The organism is Burkholderia sp. MSMB2157WGS, assembly GCF_001532755.1.
GTDB lineage: Bacteria > Pseudomonadota > Gammaproteobacteria > Burkholderiales > Burkholderiaceae > Burkholderia.
Genome location: NZ_LPJG01000009.1, coordinates 36509 through 60863, shown reverse-complemented (window position 1 = coordinate 60863; position 24355 = coordinate 36509). Strand labels below are relative to the sequence as shown.

General features: G+C 68.4%; 21 protein-coding genes. 9 read left to right on the top strand and 12 right to left on the bottom strand.

What is annotated here, in order from left to right; genetic code table 11:
* Positions 1 to 39: 39 nt before the first annotated feature.
* The 3 genes from WT53_RS03580 (at position 40) to WT53_RS03570 (ending at position 3125) form a co-directional block, all read left to right on the top strand.
* Positions 40 to 939 (top strand): DMT family transporter, encoded by a 900-nt coding sequence (locus tag WT53_RS03580; RefSeq protein WP_060258519.1) that lies wholly within the window; start codon positions 40 to 42, stop codon positions 937 to 939.
* A gap of 641 nt (positions 940 to 1580) precedes the next feature.
* Entirely contained in the window at positions 1581 to 2735 is a 1155-nt protein-coding gene (locus WT53_RS03575; protein ID WP_034208870.1) for a branched-chain amino acid ABC transporter substrate-binding protein, read from the top strand.
* Positions 2736 to 2822: 87 nt separating this feature from the next.
* Positions 2823 to 3125: a hypothetical protein gene (locus WT53_RS03570; RefSeq protein WP_059781966.1), complete on the top strand. Its 303-nt coding sequence runs from the start codon at positions 2823 to 2825 to the stop codon at positions 3123 to 3125.
* A gap of 96 nt (positions 3126 to 3221) precedes the next feature.
* On the opposite strand, the gene WT53_RS03565 is transcribed toward WT53_RS03570, so the two are convergent.
* A complete protein-coding gene (locus WT53_RS03565) occupies positions 3222 to 6269 on the bottom strand; it encodes an FAD-binding and (Fe-S)-binding domain-containing protein (RefSeq protein WP_060258515.1) in 3048 nt (1015 codons plus the stop codon).
* 153 nt (positions 6270 to 6422) lie between these two features.
* Here WT53_RS03565 and WT53_RS03560 point away from each other — a divergent pair, with 153 nt between their 5' ends.
* Complete coding sequence (locus tag WT53_RS03560) at positions 6423 to 7313, top strand: LysR substrate-binding domain-containing protein (protein ID WP_060258512.1); 891 nt, start codon at positions 6423 to 6425, stop codon at positions 7311 to 7313.
* A 22-nt stretch (positions 7314 to 7335) separates the two neighbouring features.
* Here WT53_RS03560 and WT53_RS03555 read toward each other — a convergent pair whose 3' ends face one another.
* Positions 7336 to 8187 (bottom strand): LysR substrate-binding domain-containing protein, encoded by an 852-nt coding sequence (locus WT53_RS03555; protein ID WP_034208866.1) that lies wholly within the window; start codon positions 8185 to 8187, stop codon positions 7336 to 7338.
* Positions 8188 to 8298: 111 nt separating this feature from the next.
* Here WT53_RS03555 and WT53_RS03550 point away from each other — a divergent pair, with 111 nt between their 5' ends.
* Complete coding sequence (locus tag WT53_RS03550) at positions 8299 to 8946, top strand: LysE family translocator (RefSeq protein ID WP_034209446.1); 648 nt, start codon at positions 8299 to 8301, stop codon at positions 8944 to 8946.
* Positions 8947 to 9006: 60 nt separating this feature from the next.
* On the opposite strand, the gene sfnG is transcribed toward WT53_RS03550, so the two are convergent.
* From sfnG to WT53_RS31805, 3 genes are all read right to left on the bottom strand, one after another.
* Positions 9007 to 10110 carry a dimethylsulfone monooxygenase SfnG gene (gene sfnG, locus WT53_RS03545; RefSeq protein WP_034208865.1) on the bottom strand — a complete coding sequence of 368 codons (1104 nt, stop codon included), beginning with the start codon at positions 10108 to 10110 and terminating at the stop codon, positions 9007 to 9009.
* 37 nt (positions 10111 to 10147) lie between these two features.
* A complete protein-coding gene (gene msuE / locus WT53_RS03540) occupies positions 10148 to 10708 on the bottom strand; it encodes an FMN reductase (protein ID WP_059781976.1) in 561 nt (186 codons plus the stop codon).
* A 184-nt stretch (positions 10709 to 10892) separates the two neighbouring features.
* A complete protein-coding gene (locus WT53_RS31805; protein WP_080747843.1) occupies positions 10893 to 11186 on the bottom strand; it encodes a hypothetical protein in 294 nt (97 codons plus the stop codon).
* Between WT53_RS31805 and WT53_RS03535 the strand changes: the two genes are divergently transcribed.
* Positions 11185 to 12321: a sigma-54-dependent Fis family transcriptional regulator gene (locus WT53_RS03535; protein ID WP_082725101.1), complete on the top strand. Its 1137-nt coding sequence runs from the start codon at positions 11185 to 11187 to the stop codon at positions 12319 to 12321. The genes WT53_RS31805 and WT53_RS03535 overlap by 2 nt on opposite strands.
* Before the next feature lie 241 nt (positions 12322 to 12562).
* A complete protein-coding gene (locus tag WT53_RS03530; protein ID WP_034208863.1) occupies positions 12563 to 14263 on the top strand; it encodes a dihydroxyacetone kinase family protein in 1701 nt (566 codons plus the stop codon).
* 16 nt (positions 14264 to 14279) lie between these two features.
* Here WT53_RS03530 and WT53_RS03525 read toward each other — a convergent pair whose 3' ends face one another.
* Positions 14280 to 14567 (bottom strand): DUF1330 domain-containing protein, encoded by a 288-nt coding sequence (locus WT53_RS03525; protein WP_034208862.1) that lies wholly within the window; start codon positions 14565 to 14567, stop codon positions 14280 to 14282.
* A 261-nt stretch (positions 14568 to 14828) separates the two neighbouring features.
* Here WT53_RS03525 and WT53_RS03520 point away from each other — a divergent pair, with 261 nt between their 5' ends.
* Positions 14829 to 16214 carry an MFS transporter gene (locus tag WT53_RS03520; RefSeq protein ID WP_034208861.1) on the top strand — a complete coding sequence of 462 codons (1386 nt, stop codon included), beginning with the start codon at positions 14829 to 14831 and terminating at the stop codon, positions 16212 to 16214.
* A gap of 302 nt (positions 16215 to 16516) precedes the next feature.
* The gene (locus WT53_RS03515; RefSeq protein WP_034208860.1) at positions 16517 to 17449 is read left to right on the top strand and encodes an MBL fold metallo-hydrolase; all 933 of its coding nucleotides are present in this window, start codon (positions 16517 to 16519) and stop codon (positions 17447 to 17449) included.
* Between the two features lie 141 nt (positions 17450 to 17590).
* Here the strand turns inward: WT53_RS03515 and WT53_RS03510 are convergent, their stop codons facing one another.
* The 6 genes from WT53_RS03510 to WT53_RS03485 form a co-directional block, all read right to left on the bottom strand.
* The gene (locus WT53_RS03510) at positions 17591 to 18985 is read right to left on the bottom strand and encodes an aspartate aminotransferase family protein (RefSeq protein WP_034208859.1); all 1395 of its coding nucleotides are present in this window, start codon (positions 18983 to 18985) and stop codon (positions 17591 to 17593) included.
* Positions 18986 to 19005: 20 nt separating this feature from the next.
* The gene (locus tag WT53_RS03505; protein WP_034208858.1) at positions 19006 to 20484 is read right to left on the bottom strand and encodes an NAD-dependent succinate-semialdehyde dehydrogenase; all 1479 of its coding nucleotides are present in this window, start codon (positions 20482 to 20484) and stop codon (positions 19006 to 19008) included.
* 121 nt (positions 20485 to 20605) lie between these two features.
* Positions 20606 to 21076: an Lrp/AsnC family transcriptional regulator gene (locus tag WT53_RS03500; protein ID WP_034208857.1), complete on the bottom strand. Its 471-nt coding sequence runs from the start codon at positions 21074 to 21076 to the stop codon at positions 20606 to 20608.
* Position 21077: 1 nt separating this feature from the next.
* Positions 21078 to 22127 (bottom strand): N(2)-acetyl-L-2,4-diaminobutanoate deacetylase DoeB, encoded by a 1050-nt coding sequence (gene doeB, locus WT53_RS03495; RefSeq protein WP_034208856.1) that lies wholly within the window; start codon positions 22125 to 22127, stop codon positions 21078 to 21080.
* 3 nt (positions 22128 to 22130) lie between these two features.
* Positions 22131 to 23339, bottom strand: a complete 1209-nt coding sequence (doeA, locus tag WT53_RS03490) for an ectoine hydrolase DoeA (protein WP_060258510.1) — start codon at positions 23337 to 23339, stop codon at positions 22131 to 22133.
* 10 nt (positions 23340 to 23349) lie between these two features.
* Positions 23350 to 24354, bottom strand: a complete 1005-nt coding sequence (locus WT53_RS03485; RefSeq protein WP_034208854.1) for a cyclodeaminase — start codon at positions 24352 to 24354, stop codon at positions 23350 to 23352.
* Position 24355 lies beyond the last annotated feature (1 nt).

Here is a 24355-nt window from a genome sequence, read left to right as displayed (position 1 = left end):
GCGCTAGCTTAACATCTCGCCACGCTGCACCATGGCCGCATGAATACCCTTTCTTCACCGACGTCGCGCGGCGCGCGACAACCGCTCGTCGCGGCAGCCGCGGTCGCGTTCACGATCGTCTCGTGGGCGTCCGCGTTCCCGTTCATCCGGATCGGCCTGCACGGCCTCGCGCCGCTGCAGCTCGCGGCCGCGCGCTTCGCGACCGCCGCATTGCTCGTGATCGCATGGCTCGCCTGGCGACGGCCGCCGCTGCCGGCGAAAGGCGATGCGTGGCGCTTTCTCGCGTGCGGCCTGCTCGGCATCGCGCTCTACAACGCACTGCTCAATACCGGCGAACGGACCGTGTCGGCCGGCGCGGCGAGTTTCATCGTGAACACGCTGCCGATCTTCACCGCATTGCTGGCCGCCGCGTTTCTGCGCGAGCGCTTCAATCGCTGGGGCTGGCTCGGGTCGCTCGTCAGCCTCGCCGGCATCGCGGTGATCGCGCAAGGGCAGCCCGGCGGCCTCGTCCTCGGCTCGGGCAGCACGCTGATCCTCGGCGCGGCGCTGTGTTCGGCCAGCTATTTCGTGTTGCAGCGGCGGCTGATTCCCGTGTACGGCGCGCTGCCGTGCACCGCGTACACGCTGCTGGCCGGCGCGGTGTTGCTCGCGCCCTGGCTGCCCGGCGCGCTCGTGTCGCTCGGCGACGGGTCGCGCGACACGGCGCTGGCCGTCATCGTACTCGGCGTCTTTCCCGCCGCGCTCGGTTACGCGACCTGGACCTTCGCGCTCGGCTACTTCGGCGCGGCGCGCGCGGCCAACTTTCTCTACCTGACGCCGGCGGTCGCGACGCTGCTGTCGGTGGTGCTGACCGGCGAGCTGCCGGGCATCGCGACGGCGTGCGGCGGCCTGCTGGCGATTGTCGGCGTGGTCGTCGTCGCATGGCGCGGACGGTCGTAGGGTCAGCGTGCGGCGAATGGCGCGGCCGACGCGACGCTCCGGATTTGCCGCGACGCCGGCCCCAAAGCGGCCCCCGTCTCTGCCGATCTCGATGGATGGTTCGGTCGGTGTAATCGCCACCCACTTGCCGGCGCGGCCGAACTTGACCGTTAGTTGCATAACGACAGCGATCGCGCTCGATGGAGCATGACCACGAAACCGGATACGCCGTTCGCCATTGACCAAACTGTGCAGACAAATCGACCGAACAGTTCCCGATTGACCGGGCGCCAGTGTCCATGGCTTCGCCGAGGCAACCGGCCGAATAATGGATGCGGCCGTAAGGCCAACGACAGCGAACCGCAATCCGGGGGCCGCCGCGGCGCATGATCTGCGGTATCCGGAAGCCTCGACATCCGCGCGCTGGCGCATGCCGCAGCGGTCCGCCATGCAGTGCGCCGCAGCACACGGAAGCGGGTTCCGATATATTCATACGAATTGCATGGCGTGCGGCACCCGCCCGCTCGCCCGGGCGGCAGGTCACCCGGCCGGACACCGTGCAAGCGACGCCCGTGACGGGTATGGAAAATCGTCCGATCGCCCCGGCCCGCGGCCGGCCGGTCGAGACGTCAATAGAAAGACATTCAATTCGGAGATGGCAGATGGAACGAAGCACTGTCGGCATGCGCTGCAAACCCCTGATCACCGTTGCACTGGCTGCCGCCGCGTTCGCGGCGGCGTCGAGCGCGATGGCCGACCAGGTCGTGAAGATCGGCAGCGTCGAACCGACGACGGGCGGCATCTCGCACCTCGGCAAGGACAACGAGAACGGCGCGCGCCTCGCGGTCGAGGAAATCAACGCGAAGGGGCTGACGATCGGCGGCAAGAAGATCACGCTGCAACTCGACGCGCAGGATGACGCGGCCGACCCGCGCCAGGCGACGCAGGTTGCGCAGAAGCTCGTCGACGACAAGGTCGTCGCCGTCATCGGCCACCTGAATTCGGGCACGTCGATCCCGGCCTCGAAAATCTACAGCGACGCGGGCATCGTGCAGATCTCGCCGTCGGCCACGAACCCGACCTACACGCAGCAGGGCTTCAAGACGACCTACCGCGTCGTCGCGACCGACGCGCAGCAGGGCCCGGCGCTCGCGAGCTATGCGCAATCGAAGGGCGTGAAGAGCGTCGCGGTGATCGACGACTCGACCGCGTACGGCCAGGGCCTCGCGAACGAGTTCGAGAAGAAGGCGAAGGCGCTCGGCCTGAAGGTGCTGTCGCACGACGCGACCAACGACAAGGCGGTCGACTTCCGCGCGATCCTGACGAAGGTCAAGGGCGAGAACCCCGACGCGATCATGTACGGCGGCATGGACGCCACCGGCGGCCCGCTCGCGAAGCAGGCGAAGCAGCTCGGCCTGCGCGCGAAGATCCTGTCCGGCGACGGCGTGTGCACCGACTCGCTGGCCGAACTGGCCGGCCCGGCGGCCGACAACGTGCTGTGCTCGCAGGCCGGCGCGGCGCTCGAGAAGATGCCGGGCGGCGCGGACTTCCTCGCGAAGTACCAGAAGCGCTTCAACCAGGGCATCAAGTTCGACGCGCCGTTCGCGTATGACGCGGTCTATATCGCGGTCGACGCGATGAAGCGTGCGAACTCGACCGACCCGGCGAAGATCCTCGCGGCGATGCCGGCGACGAAGTACGACGGCGTGATCGGCACGACGACGTTCGACTCGAAGGGCGACCTGACGCACGGCGTCATCTCGATCTACGGCTACAAGAGCGGCAAGAAGACCTTCCTCGACCAGGTGAAGATGTAACCCGACGCGGCGCCGGCACGACGGGAACGCCACCCGTCGGCGCCGGCGCCACGCGGGGCGAATTCTGATTCACGGAGACGAAGCATCATGTGTGCAATGGCGTATGCGGAATTCCAACAGGAGTTGAAGAAGGCGCAGTTGACGGCGCGCGAGTTCGCCCGCCTGATCCGGATGAACGAAAGCTCCATCACGAACTATTCGAGCAAGGGCACCGTCCCTTCCCACCTCGCGGTCATCGCGAAACTGATCGGCACGCTGGCCGCGCACGAGATCGACTTCCGGCGCGTGATCCGGCAAATGCGGATCGAGCCGAAACGGCCGCGCGGCGTCGGCGTGCTGCCCGCAGCGGACAAACCGCGGTCGCGGAAGACGGCGAAAGCCGACGCCTGACCCGCGCCGGCGAAGGTCGACAGCGGCACGGGGATGGCCGCTCGACGCTCGATCGACGCCTCCTCGGAGGGCCGCTCGGCCCGCACCGCCCCGTCGTCACCCCACCGCCCGCACATGATCGAGCAGCGCCTGCAACGGATGGCGCACCTGTTTCGACGACAGGCGCTTCACCTGGCTGCGGCACGAATACCCGGTCGCGAGCGCTTCGCCTTCCTCGTCCGGCGCATCGACGTGCGCGGCCCACGACTGCGCATAGATCGTCTTCGACGTCGCGAGATTGCGCGCCTCGTGCCCGTACGTGCCCGACATCCCGCAACACCCGGCCGCCTGAACCTGCAGGCGCAACCCGCGACGCGCGAACACCTGCGCCCATTGCTTGCCGCTGTCCGGCGCATTGGTTTTCTCGGTGCAGTGCGGCAACAACCGATATGAAACCGTCGCCCCTCCCGCACCGGCTTCCGGTAGCGCATCCAGCAGCCACTCCTGCGGCAGCGCGACCTTCGGCACGTCGGCGAGCCCCGTCACCTTCAGATATTCCTGCCGATACGTGAGCGTCATCGCCGGATCGAGGCCGACCAGCGCGACGCCCGAGCGCGCCAGCGCGGCCAGTTGCGTCGCGTTGCGGATCGCCGCCTTCGCGAAGGCTTGCAGAAAGCCCTGCACGTGCAGCGCCTTGCCGTTCGGCGCGAGCGGCGCGAGCCACACCTGATAGCCCAGGCGCGCCGCCAGCTCGATCAGCGTCGCCAGTTGCTCGGTATCGAAATAGCGCGTGAACGTATCCTGCACGATGACGACGCTGCGCGCCCGCTGCGCATCGCTCAGCGCGGCGAGCGCATGCGGGTCGGCCGGCTTCACGCGCCACGCGCGGATCACGGCCGCGAGATCGAAGCGGCTCAGCAGCGGGCTGTCGACCATGCCGACCTGACGCTCGAGCAGCGCCCGCACCCAGCCGGATCCCATCAGCCCGTTGTAAAGCGCGGGCACGCGCGCCATCCACGGCATCGTGAATTCGAGCGAGCCGATCAGGTAGTCGCGCAGCGGCCGCCGGTAGCGCTGGTGATACAGCTCGAGAAAGCGCGAGCGGAACTCGGGCACGTTGACCTTGACCGGACACTGTCCCGCGCACGACTTGCATGCGAGACATCCGGCCATCGCGTCGTACACCTCGTGCGAGAAATCCGTGTCGCCACGACGGGCGTGGCGGCTGTTGCGCCAGCGCTCGACCAGACCGCGCAGGAGCGGCTGCCGCGTGCGCGCCGCCGCGACGACGTCGACGCCGGCCTGCCCTTGCAGGCGCAACCATTCGCGCATCAGCGACGCACGCCCTTTCGGCGACTGCACGCGTTCGCGCGTCGCCTTCCACGACGGGCACATCGCGTCGTCCGGATCGAAGTTGTAGCACGCGCCGTTGCCGTTGCAATGCATCGCGGTGCCGTAGCTCTGCCACACGCGCTCGTCGATCTGCCGGTCGTGATCGCCGCGCGTCGGCACTTCGTCGATCTTCAGCAACCGCAGCGTGCGATCCGGCGGCGTCGCGATCTTGCCCGGGTTGAACTGGTTGTGCGGATCGAATGCGGCCTTCAACTGCTGCAGCGACGGATACAGCTCGCCGAAAAACGCCGGCGCATATTCGGAGCGCACGCCCTTGCCGTGCTCGCCCCACAGCAGGCCGCCGTGACGTTGCGTGAGTTCGGCCACCGCGTCCGACACGGGCCGCACCAGCGCCGCCTGCTTCGGATCCTTCATGTCGAGCGCCGGACGCACGTGCAGCACGCCCGCATCGACGTGGCCGAACATCCCGTACTGCAGCCCGTGGCCATCGAGCAGCGCGCGGAATTCGGCGATGTACGCGGCGAGGTTCTCGGGCGGCACCGCCGTGTCCTCGACGAACGGTTGCGGGCGCGCCTCGCCCTGCACGTTGCCGAGCAGGCCGACCGCGCGCTTGCGCATCGCATACACGCGCTTCACCGCATCGTCGCCGGCCGCCAGCGTATGGCCGAGACGCGTCACGCTCGTATCGGTGCGCAGATGCTCGACGAACGCGCGCACGCGCGCATCGACGTCGTGTTCGTCGTCGCCGCTGAATTCGATCAGGTTGATGCCGAGCGTCGGATGCGCGTCGTCCTGCGGGAAATACTCGGCCACGCTGCTCCACACGAAGTCCTTCATCGCGAGCATCAGCACTTTCGAGTCGACCGTCTCGATCGACAGCGGCCGGTGTTCGAGCAGCGCGCGCGCATCGCGCAGCGCGTCCATGAAGCCTGCATAACGCACGTTGACCAGCACCGAAAACTTCGGGATCGGCAGCACGTTGAGCTTCGCCTCGACGACGAAGCCGAGCGACCCTTCCGCGCCGCACAGTACGCTGTTCAGGTTGAAACGGCCGTCCGGTTCGCGCAGGTGCGCGAGGTCGTAGCCGGTCAGACAGCGGTTGAGCTTCGGAAACTTCGCGTCGATCAGCGCCGCCTTGTCGTCGCTGATGCGCCGCGCGGTGCGATACACGTGGCCGACGCGGTCCTGCCGCGCACAGCGGCGTTCCAGCTCCTCATCGTCGAGCGCGTCGCTGTGCAGCCGTTCGCCGCCCATCAGCACGAAATCGAGCGCGATCACGTGATCGCGCGTCTTGCCGTACGTGCAGCTACCCTGCCCGCTCGCGTCGGTGTTGATCATCCCGCCGACGGTCGCACGGTTCGACGTGGACAGCTCCGGCGCGAAGAACAGCCCGTACGGCTTCAGCGCCGCATTGAGCTGATCCTTGACGACGCCCGCCTCCACGCGCACCCAGCGCTGCGCGACGTCGATTTCGAGGATCCGGTTCATGTTCCGCGACAGGTCGACGACGATGCCGTCGGTCAGCGACTGCCCGTTGGTGCCGGTACCGCCGCCGCGCGCGGCCACCGCGACGTCGCGGTGCGCGGGCTCGGCCAGCAGCCGGGCCAGTAACTGGACGTCGTCCGCATGCGCGGGGCAGATCACCGCCTGCGGCAGGCGCTGGTAGATCGAGTTGTCGGTGGCCTGCACGGTCCGGTTCGCGTGATCCGCGCGGATTTCGCCGGCGAAGCCGGCCGCCTGCAGCGCGGCGAGAAAATCGCGGTAGACGTTCGCGGACGGGCTGGCGGGACGAGGCAACGGGACGATCGACATGGGGCGAAAACGCAATGTGGGTGGAGCAGGCCGGTTCGCGCGCACCAAAACATGATTTTTTGGCAAGTTTCCGCGCAACCGGGAATTCCAGTATCTTTCGATAATCCTCTATAAACAAACGAATTCTTCCCCGGCTAAACTTGCATAAAACTCATGAATTACCGCCGCCTCACCCCGTCGATGTCGCTGCTGCTCGTGTTCGAGGCCGCCGCGCGGCATGAAAGCTATACGCGCGCGGCCGAGGAGCTGTCGCTGAGCCAGAGCGCGATCAGCCGGCAGGTGCAGACGCTCGAGGATCAGCTCGGCGTGCCGCTGTTCCGGCGCGAGGGCCGCTCGGTCAAGCTGACCGACGTCGGCCGCCGCTACTTCGGCGAGCTGACCGGCGCGCTCGGACGCATCCGCGGCGCGACGTTGCAGGCGATGTCGCATCGGGCGGGCGCCGGCTCGCTCCGGCTGGCCACGTTGCCGACCTTCGGGTCGAAATGGCTGCTGCCGCACCTGCACGGCTTCTATGCCGCACATCCGGGCGTGACCGTGCACCTTCATTCGCGAATCGGCGCGATCGATTTCCTCAACGACGACCTCGACGCGGCGATCACCGTCGGCGCCGGCGACTGGCCGGGCCTGCATGCGCATCGGCTGTACAACGAGTTCCTGATCGCGATCGCGCCGCCCGTCGCGGGCAGCGGCCGCAAGGCCGACGCGCGCACGCCGGCCTGGGCCGCGAAGCAGACGCTGCTGGGCGTGACGAGCAATCAGCAGGCCTGGGCCGAGTGGTTCTCGCACTATCGGCTCGATCATCGCAAGATGCGCATCGGCCCGAGCTTCGAGCTGACGTCGCATCTGATCCAGGCCGTGCATGCCGGAATGGGGATCGGGCTGGTGCCGAAGGTGCTCGTGGAGGACGAATTGAGCCGTGGCGAGCTCGACTCGATCGGCGACGCGATCACCAGCCAGCGCAGCTATTACCTCGTCTACCCGCCGGGCAACGAAACGCTGCCGTCGCTCGTCGCCTTCCGCGAATGGCTGCTGACGTCGTGCTGACGCGCCGCCGGCGACGGGCCGGTCAGGCGCGCCATTCGCCGAGAATCTGCTCGGCGAGGTAGTCGCACGGCGGGCGCGCGGACTGCGCGCTGCGGGCGAGCACGACCTCGAGTTCACCGAGCGACGGTAGCCCGTGGCTCTCCGTCAGCTGCAACAGGTGATCGGGCACGCAGCAGCGCGCGAGCGGCGCGACGGCGAGGCCGGCCTCGACCATGCTGAGCAGGCCGAGAAAGCTCGGGCTTTCGTATGACATCCGGTACGGAATCTTCCGCCGGTTCAGCGCCCTGACCGCGTGATCGCGGGCCATGCTGCCGCCGTGCGTGAAAAACGCCACCGGCAGCGGCCGCTCTTCCCACACGTCGCGTGTCGGCGAGCCGGCCCAGACGAGCGGCTCCATCCGGATCAGCTCGCCCGTCACGCCCTTGATTCGCGTGAGGCACGCGAGGTCGACCGTGTTGTCCTTCAGCATCGGCACGAGCGCGCTGCTCGGCTGGCCGATCACGCGCACTTCCACGCGCGGATGCATCGCGGCGAACTTGCCGAGCACCTGTGGCAGCAGCGACGAGATGTAGTCGTCGGGCACGCCGATCGTCACGCGGCCGCGCATCTCCGGACGCACGACCGACGCCCACGCCTCGTCGCGCATCGCGAGCATCCGGCGGCCGTAATCGGCGAGCATCCTGCCGTCGTCGGTCGCCGTCACGTTGCGCGTGTCGCGGATGAACAGCGGCTTGCCGAGCGCGTCTTCGAGCGTCTTGATCTGCATGCTCACCGCCGACGGCGACCGGTGCACGGCCTGGGCGCCCTGCGCGAACGATCCGGATTCCGCGACGGCCACCACCATCGCGAGCACATCGAGGTCGAGCTTCTTCATGTCGATTCAGAAAAACTGATCAATCGATTCAGTTTATCCCGTTTTACTGTTCACCTCCATCGCCGGACAATCGACGCCATCGGCACTCATTCGATGCAGGAAGCGGAAAACATGCACACGTCCGGATCGCTCTACGGGTTTCTCGTCATCGGCGGCATGCTCGCGGTCACGCCAGGGCCGAACATGGTCTACGTGATGTCGCGCTCGATCGCGCAGGGGCGGGCGGCCGGGCTCATTTCGCTCGCCGGCGTGATGATCGGCTACCTGTTCTACATGTTCGCCGCCGCGTTCGGCATCACGACGCTGTTCATGAGCGTGCCCTATGCGGGCAGCGTGCTGGGCGCGGTCGGCGCAACCTATCTGCTGTACCTCGCATGGCAGGCGGTGCGGCCCGGCGGCCGCTCGCCGTTCGAGGTGAAGGCGCTGCCGGCCGAGCAACCGCTGCGGCTGCTCGCGATGGGCGCGACGACCAGCGTGCTGAACCCGAAGCTCGCGATGCTGTTCGTATCGCTGCTGCCGCAGTTCATCGACTACGGACGAGGCAGCGTGTTCGGCCAGTCGCTGTTTCTCGGCTCGCTGCTGATCGCCGCGTTCGCGTCGGCCAACGGGCTGGTGGCGCTCTGCTCGAGCGGCCTCGCGACGTTCCTGCACGGCCGCCCGACGCTGCTGCTCGCGCAGCGCTGGGCGATGGGCATCATCCTCGGCAGTCTCGGCGTGCAGATGGTGATCGAGGCATCGAGGCTGGCGGGCGTCGCGTGAACGTCACGCCGCCGCGCGGTCCTGCGCGATCGCGGACCACGCGCGTGCGTCGGACGGGCGTCACGCGGCAACGGCCTGCCGCCGCGCCTCCAGTTCGCGCACGAGCGGCAGCACGCGCCGGCCGAAGTATTCCACTTCCTCGATGAAGTGCAGGAAGCCGGCCAGCACGAGATCGACGCCGATCGCCTTCAGCGCGACGATCCGCTCGGCGATCTGCTGCGGCGTGCCGATCAGGTTCGTGCGAAAGCCGTCGTTGTACTGAACGAGATCCTCGAACGTCGATTTCGCCCAGTTGCCCTCGCCTTCGGGCGACGCCTTGCCGGCCTCCTTCACCGCATCGCCGAACGCGTGCACCGCTTCGACGTGCGCATGCCGGATGATGTCGTCGAGCACGGCCCGCGCTTCTTCCTCGGTGTCGCGCGCGATCACGAACGCATTGACGCCGATGCGCACGCGATGGCCGTTCGCGGCCGCCTTCGCGCGAATGTCGTCGATCTGCGCCTTCAGGTTCTCCGGCGTATTGCCGTTCGTGAAATACCAGTCCGACACGCTCGCCGCGTTGTCGCGCGCCGCGCGCGAGCTGCCGCCCTGGAAGATTTCCGGATGCGGCTTCTGCACCGGCTTCGGGCTCAGCGTGTAATCGTTGAAGCGGTAGAAGTCGCCCTTGAACGTGAAGTTGTCCTGCGTCCAGATGCCCTTGAGCGCCTGGATGAATTCCTTCGAGCGCCGATAGCGTTCGTCGTGCTCGAGCCACGGCTCGCCGATCGCGGTGAATTCGCCCTTGAACCAGCCGCTCACGACGTTGATCGCGATGCGCCCGTTCGAGATGTGGTCGATCGTCGCGAGCTGCTTCGCGACCACGGCCGGATGCCACGGCCCCGGCAGGATCGCCGCGAGCACCTTGAGCTTGGTCGTCGCATGCAGCAGCGCCTGGCTGAACGACACCGATTCGTGCTGGTATTCGGCGCCGTAGCCGGCCGTGAAGCGGATCTGGCTCAGCGCATAGTCGAAGCCGGCCGCTTCGGCCGTGCGCGCGAGCTTCTGGTTGTATTCGAGGCTCCAGTCGGTGCGCTGCTCGATCGTGCTGACGACGAGGCCGCCGCTGACGTTCGGCACCCAGTACGCGAATTTGACGCCGTCGGCGGAAGAGTCGGAAAGGCTCATGAAAGTGTCCTGGTCGAAGGGGAAACGAAAAAGCGGCTTACGCGGCCGCGGCGGAAAGCGCGTGCTGGCGCAGTTGCGGCACCGCGCGGTCGACGGCGAGCGCGATGCGCTCGCGCAACGCCGGGCTCGCGATCTGGTACCGGTCGAAATCGCTTTCGGATGCGTACACGCCGATCGGCAGCGTGCGCGCCTGGAAGAAGCTGAACAGCGGGCGCAGCTGGTGGTCGATCACGAGCGCATGACGCTCGCTGCCGCCGGTGGCCGCGAGCAGCACCGGCACGTCGACCAGCGCGTCGTGGCGCACGAGGTCGAACAGATGCTTGAAGAGGCCCGTGTACGACGCGCGATACACCGGGCTCGCGACGACGAGCGCATCGGCCGTCTCGATCGCGCGGATCAGCGCGTCGAGATCGGCCGGCACCTGCGCGCGCGTGAGCGCGCCGGCCAGCCGGCTGCCGATCTCGCCGAGTTCGATCAGCCGCGCGTCGATCGACAGCGCGGCGCCGAGCGCCGTGACGATCGCGTCGGTCAGCGCCAGCGTGCGCGACGGCCGCTGCAGGCTGCCCGATATCGCGACGACGTTGAGAGGGTGGCTCATGCGATGCGTTCCCGTGGTGAAGCCGCGTGCAGTGCGGCGATACCGGTTCGGGTCAGCAAGGAGCGTGCCATTGGCGCGGATGCGTGAAGGAAATTTCATCCGGATGACGAAATTTTTTGCCATCGCCCGCCGGCACTGGCGTTCCGCCAAATGCGCGATAGTGGCAAGCATCCCGGCTCACGCGTCACATCGATATTCCGCGCCACGATGAACCGGGCGCAGCGGATTTGCTGATGCACTGCTGATCAGGCAGCAACGCATCGCGCGCGCCAGCGTCGAATTCGACGCTTCGACGTCGTCGCACCGCCGCTCTTGCTCGCCATTGCAGGTTCCGCAGCAATCGCGCTTTGGTTATCAGAAATCGATGCTTTTCGCGCGCGGCGAAACGTTCAACACTCTGCTGACTACGCAGCAGCCACACCGCGGCGCCCGCCGGCACGGGCCCGCTTTGCCCGGCCATCCAACGGTTCATCGCCATGACTTCCATTTCCGCATCGCCGCGCCCGTTCAATCTTCGCGTCGTCGCCGCGTCCCGCGACCCGGCCGGACTTCAGCCCGCCGGGCACGCGGCGCCGGTGCTCACGTTGCCCGAACGTCACGCGCCGGCCCGCGCGCATGCGCAGGTGTTCGCCGATCCGCATTCGCTCGCGCTGCTCGAACAGGTTCGCCGCGTCGCGCCGAGCGACGCGAACGTGCTGATCGTCGGCGAGACGGGCACCGGCAAGGAGCTGATCGCGCGCCACGTGCACGCGCTCGGCGCGCGTCGCGACGGGCCGTTCGTCGCGGTGAACTGCGGCGCATTCTCCGACACGCTCGTCGACAGCGAACTGTTCGGTCACGAGAAAGGCGCGTTTACGGGCGCGTTCAGCGCGAAGCCCGGCTGGTTCGAAGCCGCGCACGGCGGCACGCTGTTTCTCGACGAAATCGGCGACTTGCCGCTCGCGATGCAGGTCAAGCTGCTGCGCGTGCTGCAGGAGCGCGAGGTCGTGCGGCTCGGTTCGCGCACGGGCATTCCGGTCGACGTCCGGGTGGTCGCGGCCACCAACGTCGACCTGCAGCAGGCGGTTGCGGCCGGGCGGTTTCGCGGCGACCTGTTCTACCGGCTCAACGTCGTGCAGCTCGCGGTCCCGCCGTTGCGCGAGCGCCCGGGCGACATCCTGCCGCTCGCGCGCCACTTCTTCGACATTTACCGCGACCGGCTCGGCGGCGGGCCACGCCGCATCGATGCGCGCGCCGAGCGCCGGCTCGAGGCACACGGCTGGCCCGGCAATATCCGCGAACTCGAGAACGTGATCCATCACGCGCTGCTGGTGAGCCGGCACGACGCGCTGCAGGACACCGACCTGCACATCGCGCCGTCGTGCCTGCCGACCGCTGCCGCGCCCGCAGCCGGTTCGTCCACCGACGCGCAGGCAGCGCTCGAACACGCGCTGCGCGACCTGTTCGACGAAGGGCACGGCAATCTGTTCGAACGTATCGAGGACACGGTGATGCGTGTCGCGTTCGAATTCAGTCACCGCAACCAGATCCGGGCCGCGCAGTTGCTCGGCATCAGCCGTAACGTGCTGCGTGCGCGGCTGATTCGCGCGAAGGCGATTTCCGCGCTGAAATAGCGGCGCCGCCGCTGCGCCCCCGGGCGCCATCGCGTCGCGATCTGCGCCGCGACGTCCGAACCTGATGTATCGTGGCGCGAAGCGCACGCTTCGTTGCCCGCCCCGCGTCCGGTCGCCCGTCATGCGACCGTCGGCGACCGGCAACGGGTCACGCACGATCCTCCGCAACACGAAAACGAAAGTCGTCCGGCGCCCGTGCGCGCCCGGCCGAACCCCGTTCACCCGTCCGGAATCCGTCGCCATGAAAAAGCTTGTGAACCGCCCGTCCGACGTCGTGCGAGAAATGCTGGAAGGCATCGCGCGGCAATCGCCGCATCTCGCGATCCTCGGCGACGAGCACGTGCTCGTCCGCCAGCCGCTGCCCGAGCCGTCGCAGCGGCCGGTCGCGATCCTGTCCGGCGGCGGCAGCGGCCATGAGCCCGCGCACGGCGGCTATGTCGGCGAAGGGATGCTGAGCGCGGCCGTGTGCGGCGAAGTGTTCACGTCGCCGTCGACCGACGCCGTGCTCGCCGCGATCCGCGCGAGCGCCGGCCCGAACGGCGCGTTGCTGATCGTGAAGAACTACACCGGCGACCGGCTCAATTTCGGGCTCGCCGCCGAGCTTGCGCGCGCGGAAGGCATTCCGGTCGAAACCGTCATCGTCGCCGACGACGTGTCGCTGCGCGGCCGCGTCGAGCGCGGCCAGCGACGCGGGATCGCCGGTACCGTGCTGATCCACAAGCTCGCGGGCGCTGCCGCCGCGCGCGGGCTGCCGCTCGCCCGCGTCGCGAGCATCGCGCGCGACGCGGCGGCCGAGCTCGGCACGATGGGCGTCGCGCTCGACGGCTGCACGATCCCGGGCGCCGACAAGTCCGGCTTCAGCCTCGCCGATCACGAGATCGAGCTGGGCCTCGGCATCCACGGCGAGAAAGGCGTCGAGCGCCGCGCGCCGCTGCCGGCCGATGCGCTGGCCGACACGCTGCTGTCGAGCATCGTCGCCGATCTCGTGCTCGACCGCGACGAACGCGTTGCGCTGTTCGTCAACGGCCTCGGCGCGACGCCGGACATGGAACTCGCGATCGTGCTGCGCGCCGCGTTCGACAACCTGAGCCGGCGCGGCATCGTCGTCGCCCGCGCGTGGGCCGGCACGTTCCTGTCCGCGCTGAACATGCCCGGCTGTTCGATCTCGGTGCTGCGGCTGAACGACGAGCGCGCGGCGCTGCTCGATGCGCCGACGCAGGCGCGCGCATGGCCGGGCGGCGGCCTCGTGAACACGCGGATCCGCGTGGCCGCGGCCGCGTCGCAGGACGCGCCACCGCCGCCGCTCGATGCGGCCGGTCGCGCGTGGGCCGCGCGCCTGCAACCGGCGCTGCACGCGGTCGCGCAGACGCTGATCGATCACGAGCAGACGCTGACGGATCTCGATGCGGCAGCCGGCGACGGCGATCTCGGCGCGAGCATGCGGCGCGCCGCGCAGACGATCCTCGAATTGCCCGACACCGCGTACGGCACGCCATCGGGTGCGCTCGCGGCGCTCGGCGCCGCGTTGCGCCGCGCGATCGCCGGCAGTTCCGGGCCGTTCTACGCGACCGCGCTGCTGCGCGCGTCGCGCCGGCTGGCCGACATCGCCGAGCCGTCGCCGCGCGACTGGGCAGCGGCATTCCGCGCGGCGGTGGATTCGATCGGCGAACTCGGCGGCGCGCGGGCGGGCGACCGGACGATGCTCGATGCACTGGTGCCGGCCGTCGACGCATTCAGCCGCGCGCTGGACGGCGATCGCGATCCCGCGAGCGCATGGATGGCGGCCGTCGAAGCGGCCGAGCAAGGTGCGCAGGAAACGGCGCGCATGACGCCGCGCGCGGGGCGGGCAAGCTATCTGGGCGAGCGGGCGATCGGTACGCCGGACGGCGGGGCGGTGGCCGTCGCGTACTGGTTGCGGGCGTTGCAGCCGCACGTCCGGTAACGACGCGCGGCCGCGTTCAGACGCCCTCGACCAGCACCGCGCGATAGCGGGCGCCCTTGAACCGATGCTGGACGACCCGCTGGTATTCGGGGCCGTGATACCACGCGTGCGCGGCCTCCTTCGACGGGAACTCGACGATCACGACGCCTTCCGGGCCGTCCCCCTCGAGAATTTCCTGCGGCCCGTATGCGGCGAGCACCTTCACCGGATGGCCGGCAAGGGTCGCACCGACCTGGCTCGAATAGGTGTCGAGCTCATGCTGGTCCTGCGTGCTTTCCCGCGTAAAAACGATGTAGGTCGCCACGATACGCGCTCCTGATGGAAGGTGAAAAAAGGGACGCCACGCGCTGCACGGTCCGATCGACCTGCATGGCAGCGTGCAGCTTACCGCCGTTCGCCGCCCGGCGCCGCGAAGCGCCAGCCGCGGCCCGCGCCAGCCCCCAGCCCGGCACGGGAAAACCCCGATCCCCACATCGTCCTATGACATCCGGCATCGCAAATTGGCGGGATTACTTTGATCCTCGTCGGCGCCCGCCCGGGCGCATGCTGATAGCGAGGATCCCTCATGCGATACGTGCCATCGTGGACTTCCGTTTCCGCCGCGTCGTCGACTCCCGACGACGCGACCACCCAACGCGGCGACGAGCCGCACTGTCTGCCGCGGGTCGCGATCGCGGCCGCCGCCCTCGGCAATGCGACCGAATGGTTCGATTACGGTATTTACGCGTACGGTCTCGCGTACATTTCCGCCGCGCTGTTTCCCGGCAACACCGCGAGCGCGACGCTGTTCGCACTCGGCACGTTCGCGATCTCGTTCCTGATCCGCCCGCTCGGCGGCCTGTTCTGGGGGCCGCTCGGCGACCGGCTGGGCCGCAAGCGCGTGCTCGCGCTGACGGTCCTGACGATGTCGGGCGCGACGTTGCTCGTCGGCCTGCTGCCGAGCTACGCGACGGCCGGCTGGCTCGCCCCGGCCGCGCTGATCGTGCTGCGCATGGTGCAGGGGTTCTCGACCGGCGGCGAATACGGGGGGGCGGCCACCTTCATCGCCGAATACGCGCCCGATTCGCGGCGCGGCCTGTGCGGCAGCTTTCTCGAATTCGCGACGCTCGCCGGCTTCTCGCTCGGCGCGTTCCTGATGCTCGGCTTCGCGCTGCTGCTCGGCGATTCGGCGATGCATGCGTGGGGCTGGCGCCTGCCGTTCCTGGTCGCGGCGCCGCTCGGCCTGATCGGCTTCTATCTGCGCTCGCGCCTCGAGGAAACGCCGGTGTTCCGCGAACTCGAGGAACAGGCGCACCGCCGCGAGAAAAACGTCGCCGCCGCGCTGCCGATCCGGTTGCTGCTGGTGCGCTACGCGAAGCCGCTGCTGCTGCTCGGCGGGCTCGTCGTCGCGCTGAACGTCGTCAACTACGTGCTGCTCGCGTACATGCCGACCTACATGCACAAGGAGCTCGGCGTCAGCGAGAACATGTCGCTGCTGATTCCGCTGATCGGCATGCTCGCGATGATGGTGCTGCTGCCGTTCGCCGGCTGGCTGTCGGACCGCGTCGGCCGCAAGACGATGTGGTGGATCTCGCTCGTCGGGCTGTTCGTCGCGGCCGTGCCGATGTTCACGCTGATGACGCACGGCCCGCTCGGCGCCTTCATCGGCTTCGCGGTGCTCGGCGTGCTCTACGTGCCGCAGCTCGCCACCATTTCCGCGATGTTCCCGGCGATGTTCCCGACCCACGTCCGGTATGCGGGAATGGCGATCGCGTACAACGTGTCGACGTCGCTGTTCGGCGGCACCGCGCCGATCGTCAACGACTGGCTGATCGGCAAGACCGGCAACGCGCTGATTCCCGCCTACTACATGATGGCCGCCTGCGCGGTCGGGCTGATCGCGCTGCTGGCGGTGATCGAGACGCGCGGGTGTTCGCTGCGCGGCGACACCCTTCCCGGTCAGCCGGGCTGACCCGCGCGCCGGCGGCGCCCGGCTTCCCATAAACGGCATCCATTGCATCGCCCGTCGTCCGGCAACGGACGGTGGGCGATGTGCATTTCGGGCGGCGAAGCCCCACTATCGGATTGTTGTCGCCCGGACAACACGATGTGCACGCGTGCAACGCTGTTGGCGTGTGTCGGCCGTCACTACAATCGCTGGCAACGTTCGATCGAAATCCGGTCGAACCGAAGCGCGCGATCGTCACGATCGCGCTCGCGAACCGCGCAGCGTCGCGCGGCTCGATCCCCACTCGACGAACAGGATTACTGAACATGAACGCACCCATCCGCAACGTCCAGCCCGTCATCGCCCGCCTGGGCAACGAAGGTTCGGGCGAGCTCGTTTCGTCCCGCTACGCCGTGCGCATCGGCGAAGTCGATGTCGTGCTGATCAGCGACGGCGTGCTGCCGCTGCCGACTTCCACCATGTCGACCAATGTGAGCGAAGCGGACCGCAACGCTTGGTTCGACGGCCGCTTCCTGCAACGCGACATGTTCGACTGGGCGCTCAACATCGCGCTCGTGCGCAGCGGCGACCGTCTGATCCTGATCGACTCGGGCGTGGGCGACGGCTTCGAATACTTCACGCGCGCCGGGCGCTCGGTCATGCGTCTGGAATCGGCCGGCATCGACCTGGCAGCGATCACCGATATCGTGATCACGCACATGCACATGGACCATGTCGGCGGGCTGAACGTCGAAGGCGTCAAGGCGAAGCTGCGCCCGGACGTCCGTATTCACGTATCGGCCGCGGAAGTGGCGTTCTGGAAAAATCCCGACTTCAGCAAGACGGTGATGCCGGAAACCGTTCCGCCCGCACTGCGCAAGGCGGCGGCGCGGTTCGTGGCACTCTATGGCGAAAACATCGTCCAGTTCGACCGGACCGTGGAAGTCGCCGCGGGCGTGTCGGCGCGGGTGACGGGCGGCCATACGCCCGGGCACTGCGTGGTCGACGTCGCATCGAACGGAGAAAAGCTGACGTTCGCGGGCGACGCGATCTTCGAGGTCAACTTCGACCATCCCGACTGGCAAAACGGCTTCGAACACGATCCGGACGCGGCGGTCGACGTGCGTATCGCGCTGTTCAACGAAGCCGCGGACACCGGCGCGCTGCTGGCCGCGGCCCATGTCGCGTTCCCGTCCATCGGCCATGTTGCAAGGCACGGCGACGGGTTCCGTTTCGTTCCGGTCGTGTGGGACTACTGATGATATGTCGGTAGCCGACGTGCACCTCAGGCGATGCACCGACGCCTTTTCCAGACCGTATCGGCAAGAAAAAACGCCGCCGCACTTGCATGCGGCGGCGTTGCATCGCGCGCCGAAGCGCGCATCAGGACCGCGTGAACATCACGCGACGGCCGACAGGTTCCGCTCGGCGACCTCGTCCACTGCATCCTTGACGATCGCGACGATCTCGTCGGCGTCTGCCCGCGTCATCACGAGCGGCGGCGCGAAACCGAGAATGTCGCCGTGCGGCATCGCACGCGCGATCACGCCGCGCTGCAACGCGGCCGCCGACACCTGCGCACCGATCTTCAGCGCGGGATCGAACGGCGTGCGTGCGTCCTTGTCGGCCATGAACTCGAGCGCGGCCAGCATGCCGACGCTGCGTACCTCGCCGACGAGCGGATGCGCGCCGAACGCGTCGCGCAGCTTCGCGCCAAAGTAGCCGCCGACGTCGGCTGCGTTGCCGACCAGGTTCTCGCGCTCCAGGATCGCGAGGTTCGCGAGCGCGGCGGCCGCGCATACCGGATGGCCCGAATACGTCCAGCCGTGCCCCATCGGCCCGTGCTCCTGCGAGCCGCGCGCGATCACGTCCCACACCTTCTCGCCGACGATCACGCCCGACAGCGGCGCATAGGCGCTCGTCAGGCCCTTCGCGACCGTGATCAGATCGGGCGCGATCCCGAAGTGCTGCGCGCCCATCTTCGAGCCGAGACGCCCGAACCCGCACACGACTTCATCGGAGATCAGCAGGATGTCGTGCTTGCGCAGCACGGCCTGGATCGCGGGCCAGTAGCCGGCCGGCGGTTCGATGATGCCGCCCGTGCCCATCACCGGCTCCGCGATGAAGGCGGCGATCGTATCGGCGCCTTCGCGGGCGATCAGCTTCTCGAGTTCGTCGACGCAGTACGCGACGAACTGCGCTTCGTTCATGCCGGCCGGCGCCTTGCGATACCAGTGCGGACACACCGTATGCTTCACGCGGTCGATCGGCAGATCGAAATGCTGGTGGAAGCTCGGCAGGCCCGTGAGGCTGCCCGTCACGATGCCCGAGCCGTGATAGCCGCGCTCGCGCGAGATGATCTTCTTCTTGTTCGGGCGGCCGAGCACGTTGTTGTAGTACCAGACGAGCTTGACCTGCGTCTCGTTCGCGTCGGAACCCGACATCCCGTAGTAGACCTTCTTCATCCCCGCCGGCGACCAGTCGATGATGCGCGACGACAGCTCGATGATCGCGTCCGACGCGTGGCCGACGTACGTGTGGTAATACGCGAGCTGCTTCGCCTGTTCATAAATCGCGTCGGCGACTTCGGTGCGGCCGTAGCCGATGTTCACGCAGTAAAGGCCGGCGAACGCGTCGATATAGCGCTTGCCCTGGTGATCCTCGATGCGGATGCCTTCGCCGCCGCGCACGATCTTGCCCGGCAGCGCGCCGGTCTCGTGATCGTATGCGTGCGTCGACGGGTGCATGAAGTGGGCGCGGTCCTCGCGCAGCAGTGCGTCGATCGATTTTTGCATGATGTGCTCCTTTGAATGGGTCAGGCCGTCGCCGCAACCGGCAGGCCGAGATTGCCGAGGCAGAAGTACTTGGTTTCGGTGAACGGCTCGAAGCCCTCGGTGCCGCCTTCGCGCCCGAGGCCCGACGCCTTCATCCCGCCGAACGGAATCGGCGCGCCGGTGAATTTCACGCCGTTGACCGACACCATCGCGAAATCGAGCCGCCGCACGAGCTGGAAGATCGTGTCGATGCGCGTCGCGCATACGTAGGCGGCGAGGCCGTACTCGGTGTCGTTGGCCGTTTCGACGGCTTCGTCGAGCGTGTCGAACGCGCTGACGGCCGAGATCGGCGCGAAGTTTTCCTCGTCGACCACGCGCATGCCGGGCGCGGCATCCGCGATCACGGTCGGCTCGTAGAACCAGCCGCCGAGCGCATGCGGCCGGCCGCCCGCGACGATGCGCGCGCCGCGTGCCCGCGCATCGTCGACGCGCGCCACCGTCGCGTCGAACGCGGCCTGATGCATCAGCGGACCGACGTCCACGCCCTGCTCGAACGCCGGCCCCGTCTTCAGCGCGCGCACCGCGTTCGCATACCGTTCGACGAACGCGTCGTACAGCGGGCGCGCGACGAGTATCCGGTTCGCCGCGCAGCAGTCCTGGCCGGACGTCTGGAACTTCGCGCCGACGGCGATCCGCACCGCCTCATCGACATCCGCATCCTCGGTCACGATGAACGGCGCATTGCCGCCCAGTTCGAGCGCGATCTTGCGGATGCCGGCCTTCGCGGCGGTTTCGGTCACGAGCCGTCCGACGCGCGTCGAGCCGGTGAAGCTCACCGCACGCACGCGTGCGTCGCCGACCAGCGTTTCCATCGCCATCTGCGGCTCGCCGAGCACCACGTTGAACACGCCGGCCGGGAAGCCTGCCTCGTCGGCGAGCTGCGCGAGCGCGAACGCCGAGAACGGCGTTTCGTGCGCGGGCTTCACGACCACGGTGCAACCGACCGCGATCGCGGCCGCCGCCTTGCGCGTGATCATCGCGGCCGGGAAATTCCACGGCGTGATCAGCGCCGCGACGCCGACCGGCTCCATCACGGTGCCGAGATGCGCGCCGTCGATGTGAGTCGGAATCGTGCGGCCGGCGACGCGCTTCGCCTCGTTCGCGAACCATTCGACGAAGCTCGCCGCATAGCGGATCTCGCCGCGCGCTTCGGCCAGCGGCTTGCCCTGTTCCAGCGACAGCAGCGCGGCCAGATCGTCGACGTGACGCAGGATCAGCGCGTGCCAGCGCAGCAATGCCGCGCTGCGCACCGCTTGCGGCGTCCAGCGCCAGCTTCCGTACGCGCGCTGCGCGGCGTCGACGGCCGCGACGATCTGCGCGCGCTCGAGCATCGGCACATGGCCGATCACCGCCTGGTCGGCGGGGTTGACGACGGCGACCGTCGCGGCACTGTCGCTGTGGATCCAGCGACCGTCGACGTAACAGGTCGACTTGAACAGAACGGGGTGTCCGGGCAGCATGCTGCGTCTCCTCGTTGGTGGGCACGGACTTCATTGTGTCGCGCCCGCGCATGCGGAAATTTCGGTTTGCACCGCCGGAAATGCCGGTTTTTTCCGTATTGCCGCGCGTCGGCGCGAACTTTCACAGCCAATCCGGCGCGCCGCCGGATCCGCACTTCACCACCTTCGTCACGATGTACGTGAAGTAGCGCTCGATGCCGAGGTCTTCCATCAGCAACGCATCGATGAAGCGCTGGTAATGGTCGATGTCGCGCGCGACCACGTGCAGCACGTAGTCGACGCCGCCGCCCGTCGCATAGCACTGCGCGACCTCGGGCGCCGCGGCCACGCGATCCTCGAAGCGTCGCATGTCGGGCGCGGTGTGCCGCGACAGCGTCACCTCGACGACGATGCGGCTGCCGGAGAACGCGCCGATCCAGTCGACGTCCGCGCGATAACCGCGGATCACGCCGCTTTCCTCGAGCTTGCGCACGCGCTCCCACGCCGGCGAAATCGACAGGTTCACGGCCTCGGCGAGCTTCGACTTCGTGATGCGCCCGTCGCGCTCGAGCAGGCGCAGGATCGCGAGGTCGTATCGGTCGAGCTTGATCACGTTATGCGTCGCCCCAGGTCGCCACCGGGATGTTGCGCTCGACGATGTCGGCCACCACCGCGATCGTGTCGCCCGTCTGCACGATGCCCGGAAAATGCCGCGCGGCGAGCAGCCCGCGCCGCCGTGCGACGTATTCGACCGGCGTGACGCCCGTGCGGTCGATGTCGTGCACGCGCGCGAGCACGTCGCCGGCCTCGACCTCGCTGCCCAGATCGACGCACATCTCGAGCAGGCCGCGATGCTCGCTGGTCGTGTAGCAGGCGCCGTCCGGCATGTCGAGCAGCGTCGTCGTGCGCGGCGCGCCGCCCGCGCCGGCGCGCGCGCCTTCGCGCCGCGCGAGCACGCCGGCATGCGCGAGAAAGCCGCGCACGCCACGCTCCGCGATCGCGACGCTCGCCGCCGTCGACGTGCCACCGCCGCCCAGCTCGGTCGACACGAACACCTTGCCGGCTTCCTCCGCCGCGCTGTCGTACAGGCCGACGCTGTCGAGTTCCAGCATGCGCATCGAATACGGCGCGCCGAACGCGCGCATCGCACGCTCGCAACGCGCTTCCTGGTCGCGGTCTTCCAGCACGTGAATCGCCGCGAACGGCACGAAGTCGAGCGTACGGCCGCCCGCGTGAATGTCCAGCACGTGCGTCGCCAGCGGCAGCAGGTGGCGCTGGAAGTAATCGGCGATCTTCTCGGTCACGGTGCCGTCCGGCCGGCCCGGGAAGCTGCGGTTCAGGTTGCCGGCATCGATCGGCGACGTGCGGCAACCGGCGCGGAACGCCGGGTAGTTCATGAACGGCACGACGATCACGCGGCCCGTCACGTCGGCCGCCTTCAGCGAGCCGGCGAGCTTCGACAGCGCGACCGGCCCTTCGTATTCGTCGCCGTGATTGCCGCCGGTCAGCAGCACCGTCGGCCCGTCGCCGCGCTTCACGACGGTCACCGGAATCATGATCGCGCCCCACGCGGAATCGTCGCGCGAGTAAGGCAGCTTCAGGAAGCCGTGCTGTTCGCCGTCCGCGTCGAAATCGACGGTCGGCGTAATCGGGGAAGCACGCATCGCCTACTCCTTCACGAACAGCTTGCGCGGCACGTTGCAGAACGTCTCGACGCCGGTCTCGGTGATCAGGATGCTTTCCGTGATCTCCAGCCCCCAGTCGTCGAGCCACAGCCCGGGCATGAAATGGAACGTCATGCCGGGTTCGAGTACCGTACGGTCGCCCGGACGCAGGCTCATCGTGCGCTCGCCCCAGTCGGGCGGATAGCTCGCGCCGATCGGATAGCCGCAGCGGCTTTCCTTCTCGATGCCCGCGCGGCGCAGCACCGCGAAGAATGCGTTCGCGATGTCCTCGCACACGTTGCCCGGCTTCGCGGCCGCGAGTCCCGCTTCGATGCCCTCGATCACCGCGCGCTCGCCGTCGATGAAGTGCGCGGGCGGCTTGCCGAGATAGACGGTGCGCGACAGCGGGCAGTGATAGCGGCGGTAGCAGCCGGCAATCTCGAAGAACGTGCCGGCGCCGCGCGAGAACGTCGAGTCGTCCCAGGTCAGGTGCGGCGCGGCCGCGTCCGCGCCGGTCGGCAGCAGCGGGACGATCGCCGGATAATCGCCGCCGAAGCCGTCCGCGCCGCCGATGCCGGTCGCATAGATCTGCGCGACCAGGTCGCTTTTCTTCATGCCCGGCTCGATCGTCTCGACGATGTGCGCATGCATCCGCTCGACGATGCGCGCGGCCACGCGCATGTACTCGATCTCGCGCGGCGACTTCACCGCGCGCTGCCAGTTGACGAGTGCGGTCGCATCGAGCCAGCGCGCGGCCGGCAGATGCTTCTGCAGCGACGCGTACGCCGCCGCGCTGAAGTAGTAGTTGTCGAGCTCGACGCCGATGCGCAGCGTGCTCCAGCCGCGCGCCGCGATCACCTCGGTCGACAGGTAATCCATCGGGTGGCGCGCGGTCGACTGCACGTAATGATCGGGATAGCCGACGATATTCTCGTGCGCCATGAACGCGGTGCGCTTCGCGCCGTTCGCGTCCTGGCCGCGGCCAAACCACACGGGTTCGCCGTCCAGCGCCAGCAGCACGCACTGGTGCACGTAGAACGACCAGCCGTCGTAGCCGGTCAGCCAGCCCATGTTGGTGGGGTCGGTGACGATCAGCAGGTCGATGCCGGCCCGCTCCATCGCCGCGCGCGTCTTCGCGATGCGCGCGGCATATTCGCTGCGCGCGAACGCGAGACGCGGCGCGGCGTTCTGGGTTTCGATGACTTCGGTCATCTGTCTCCTCTCAAGTCGTGAGGTCGTTGTGAAAAATCGTGCCCACTTCCGCCGCGCGGGCGCGTTGCAGCGCGAGCACGGCAATCGCGGTGTCCTGCGCGCCGGTGCCGGTCAGGTCGCAGATCGTGATGTCGTCGCGATGCGTGCGGCCGTCGCGGCGGCCGGTAATCACTTCGCCGAGTTCGGGAAATACGGCGTCGGCTGCGACGGCCCCGGCCGCGATCGCGTGCGCGAGTTCGCCGGCCACGCGGGTCTGCTGCAGCCGGTCGCAGAAATAGCGTGCGGCGCCGAACACCGACGGCGCGAGTTCGGTCTTGTAATCGGCGTCCGAACCCATCGCCGTCACGTGCAGCCCGGGATGCAGGTCTTCCGCGTGCACGAGCGGTGCGCGGCTCGGTGTGGTCGTCACCGCGATGTCCGCGTCGGCCACCGCCGCTCGCACCGAGCGCGCGACCGTCGCGTCGATGCCGTGCGTCGCGCGCACGTCGGCCGCGAATGCCGTGGCCCGCGCGGTATCGCGCGCCCACACCGTCACGTGCGTGATGTCGCGCACGAGCCTCAGCGCGGCGAGCTGCAACCGCGCCTGCTCGCCCGCGCCGACGATCGCCGCGCGGTGCGCATCGGCCCGCGCGAGCCGGCGCGCGGCCACCGCGCCGGCCGCCGCGGTGCGTACGGCCGTCAGGTAGCCGTTGTCGAGCAGGACGGCCTCGGTCAGGCCGGTGCGCGCGGACAGCACGAGCATCAGCCCGTTCAGGCTCGGCAGCCCGAGCGACGGGTTGTCGAAAAAGCCCGGGCTGACCTTGATCGCGAAGCTGTCGAAGCGCGGCAGGTACGCCGTCTTCACGTCCACTTCGGCGTGGCGCTCCGGCAGCGCGAGATTCAGAATCGGCGGCATCACGACCGCGTCGGTCGCGAGCGATGCGAACGCGGCCTCGACCTGGTCGATCGCGGCGAGATCGAGCGGCACCAGCGCACGCAGTTGCGCCTGACCGAGCAACGTGACGGGATGGGCCATG

What these genes read in the sequence shown, in the direction of transcription:
- WT53_RS03565 (WP_060258515.1), bottom strand. Translation starts at nt 6,269, where the DNA reads ATGTCGATCGTCCCGTTGCCTCGTCCCGCCAGCCCGTCCGCGAACGTC.
- WT53_RS03560 (WP_060258512.1), top strand. Translation starts at nt 6,423, where the DNA reads ATGAATTACCGCCGCCTCACCCCGTCGATGTCGCTGCTGCTCGTGTTC.
- doeB (WP_034208856.1), bottom strand. Translation starts at nt 22,127, where the DNA reads ATGCGTGCTTCCCCGATTACGCCGACCGTCGATTTCGACGCGGACGGC.
- WT53_RS03550 (WP_034209446.1), top strand. Translation starts at nt 8,299, where the DNA reads ATGCACACGTCCGGATCGCTCTACGGGTTTCTCGTCATCGGCGGCATG.
- WT53_RS03570 (WP_059781966.1), top strand. Translation starts at nt 2,823, where the DNA reads ATGTGTGCAATGGCGTATGCGGAATTCCAACAGGAGTTGAAGAAGGCG.
- WT53_RS03555 (WP_034208866.1), bottom strand. Translation starts at nt 8,187, where the DNA reads ATGAAGAAGCTCGACCTCGATGTGCTCGCGATGGTGGTGGCCGTCGCG.
- WT53_RS03510 (WP_034208859.1), bottom strand. Translation starts at nt 18,985, where the DNA reads ATGCAAAAATCGATCGACGCACTGCTGCGCGAGGACCGCGCCCACTTC.
- doeA (WP_060258510.1), bottom strand. Translation starts at nt 23,339, where the DNA reads ATGACCGAAGTCATCGAAACCCAGAACGCCGCGCCGCGTCTCGCGTTC.
- WT53_RS03575 (WP_034208870.1), top strand. Translation starts at nt 1,581, where the DNA reads ATGGAACGAAGCACTGTCGGCATGCGCTGCAAACCCCTGATCACCGTT.
- WT53_RS03535 (WP_082725101.1), top strand. Translation starts at nt 11,185, where the DNA reads ATGACTTCCATTTCCGCATCGCCGCGCCCGTTCAATCTTCGCGTCGTC.
- WT53_RS03530 (WP_034208863.1), top strand. Translation starts at nt 12,563, where the DNA reads ATGAAAAAGCTTGTGAACCGCCCGTCCGACGTCGTGCGAGAAATGCTG.
- WT53_RS03505 (WP_034208858.1), bottom strand. Translation starts at nt 20,484, where the DNA reads ATGCTGCCCGGACACCCCGTTCTGTTCAAGTCGACCTGTTACGTCGAC.
- WT53_RS03580 (WP_060258519.1), top strand. Translation starts at nt 40, where the DNA reads ATGAATACCCTTTCTTCACCGACGTCGCGCGGCGCGCGACAACCGCTC.
- WT53_RS03485 (WP_034208854.1), bottom strand. Translation starts at nt 24,354, where the DNA reads ATGGCCCATCCCGTCACGTTGCTCGGTCAGGCGCAACTGCGTGCGCTG.
- msuE (WP_059781976.1), bottom strand. Translation starts at nt 10,708, where the DNA reads ATGAGCCACCCTCTCAACGTCGTCGCGATATCGGGCAGCCTGCAGCGG.
- sfnG (WP_034208865.1), bottom strand. Translation starts at nt 10,110, where the DNA reads ATGAGCCTTTCCGACTCTTCCGCCGACGGCGTCAAATTCGCGTACTGG.
- WT53_RS03520 (WP_034208861.1), top strand. Translation starts at nt 14,829, where the DNA reads ATGCGATACGTGCCATCGTGGACTTCCGTTTCCGCCGCGTCGTCGACT.
- WT53_RS31805 (WP_080747843.1), bottom strand. Translation starts at nt 11,186, where the DNA reads ATGGCGATGAACCGTTGGATGGCCGGGCAAAGCGGGCCCGTGCCGGCG.
- WT53_RS03515 (WP_034208860.1), top strand. Translation starts at nt 16,517, where the DNA reads ATGAACGCACCCATCCGCAACGTCCAGCCCGTCATCGCCCGCCTGGGC.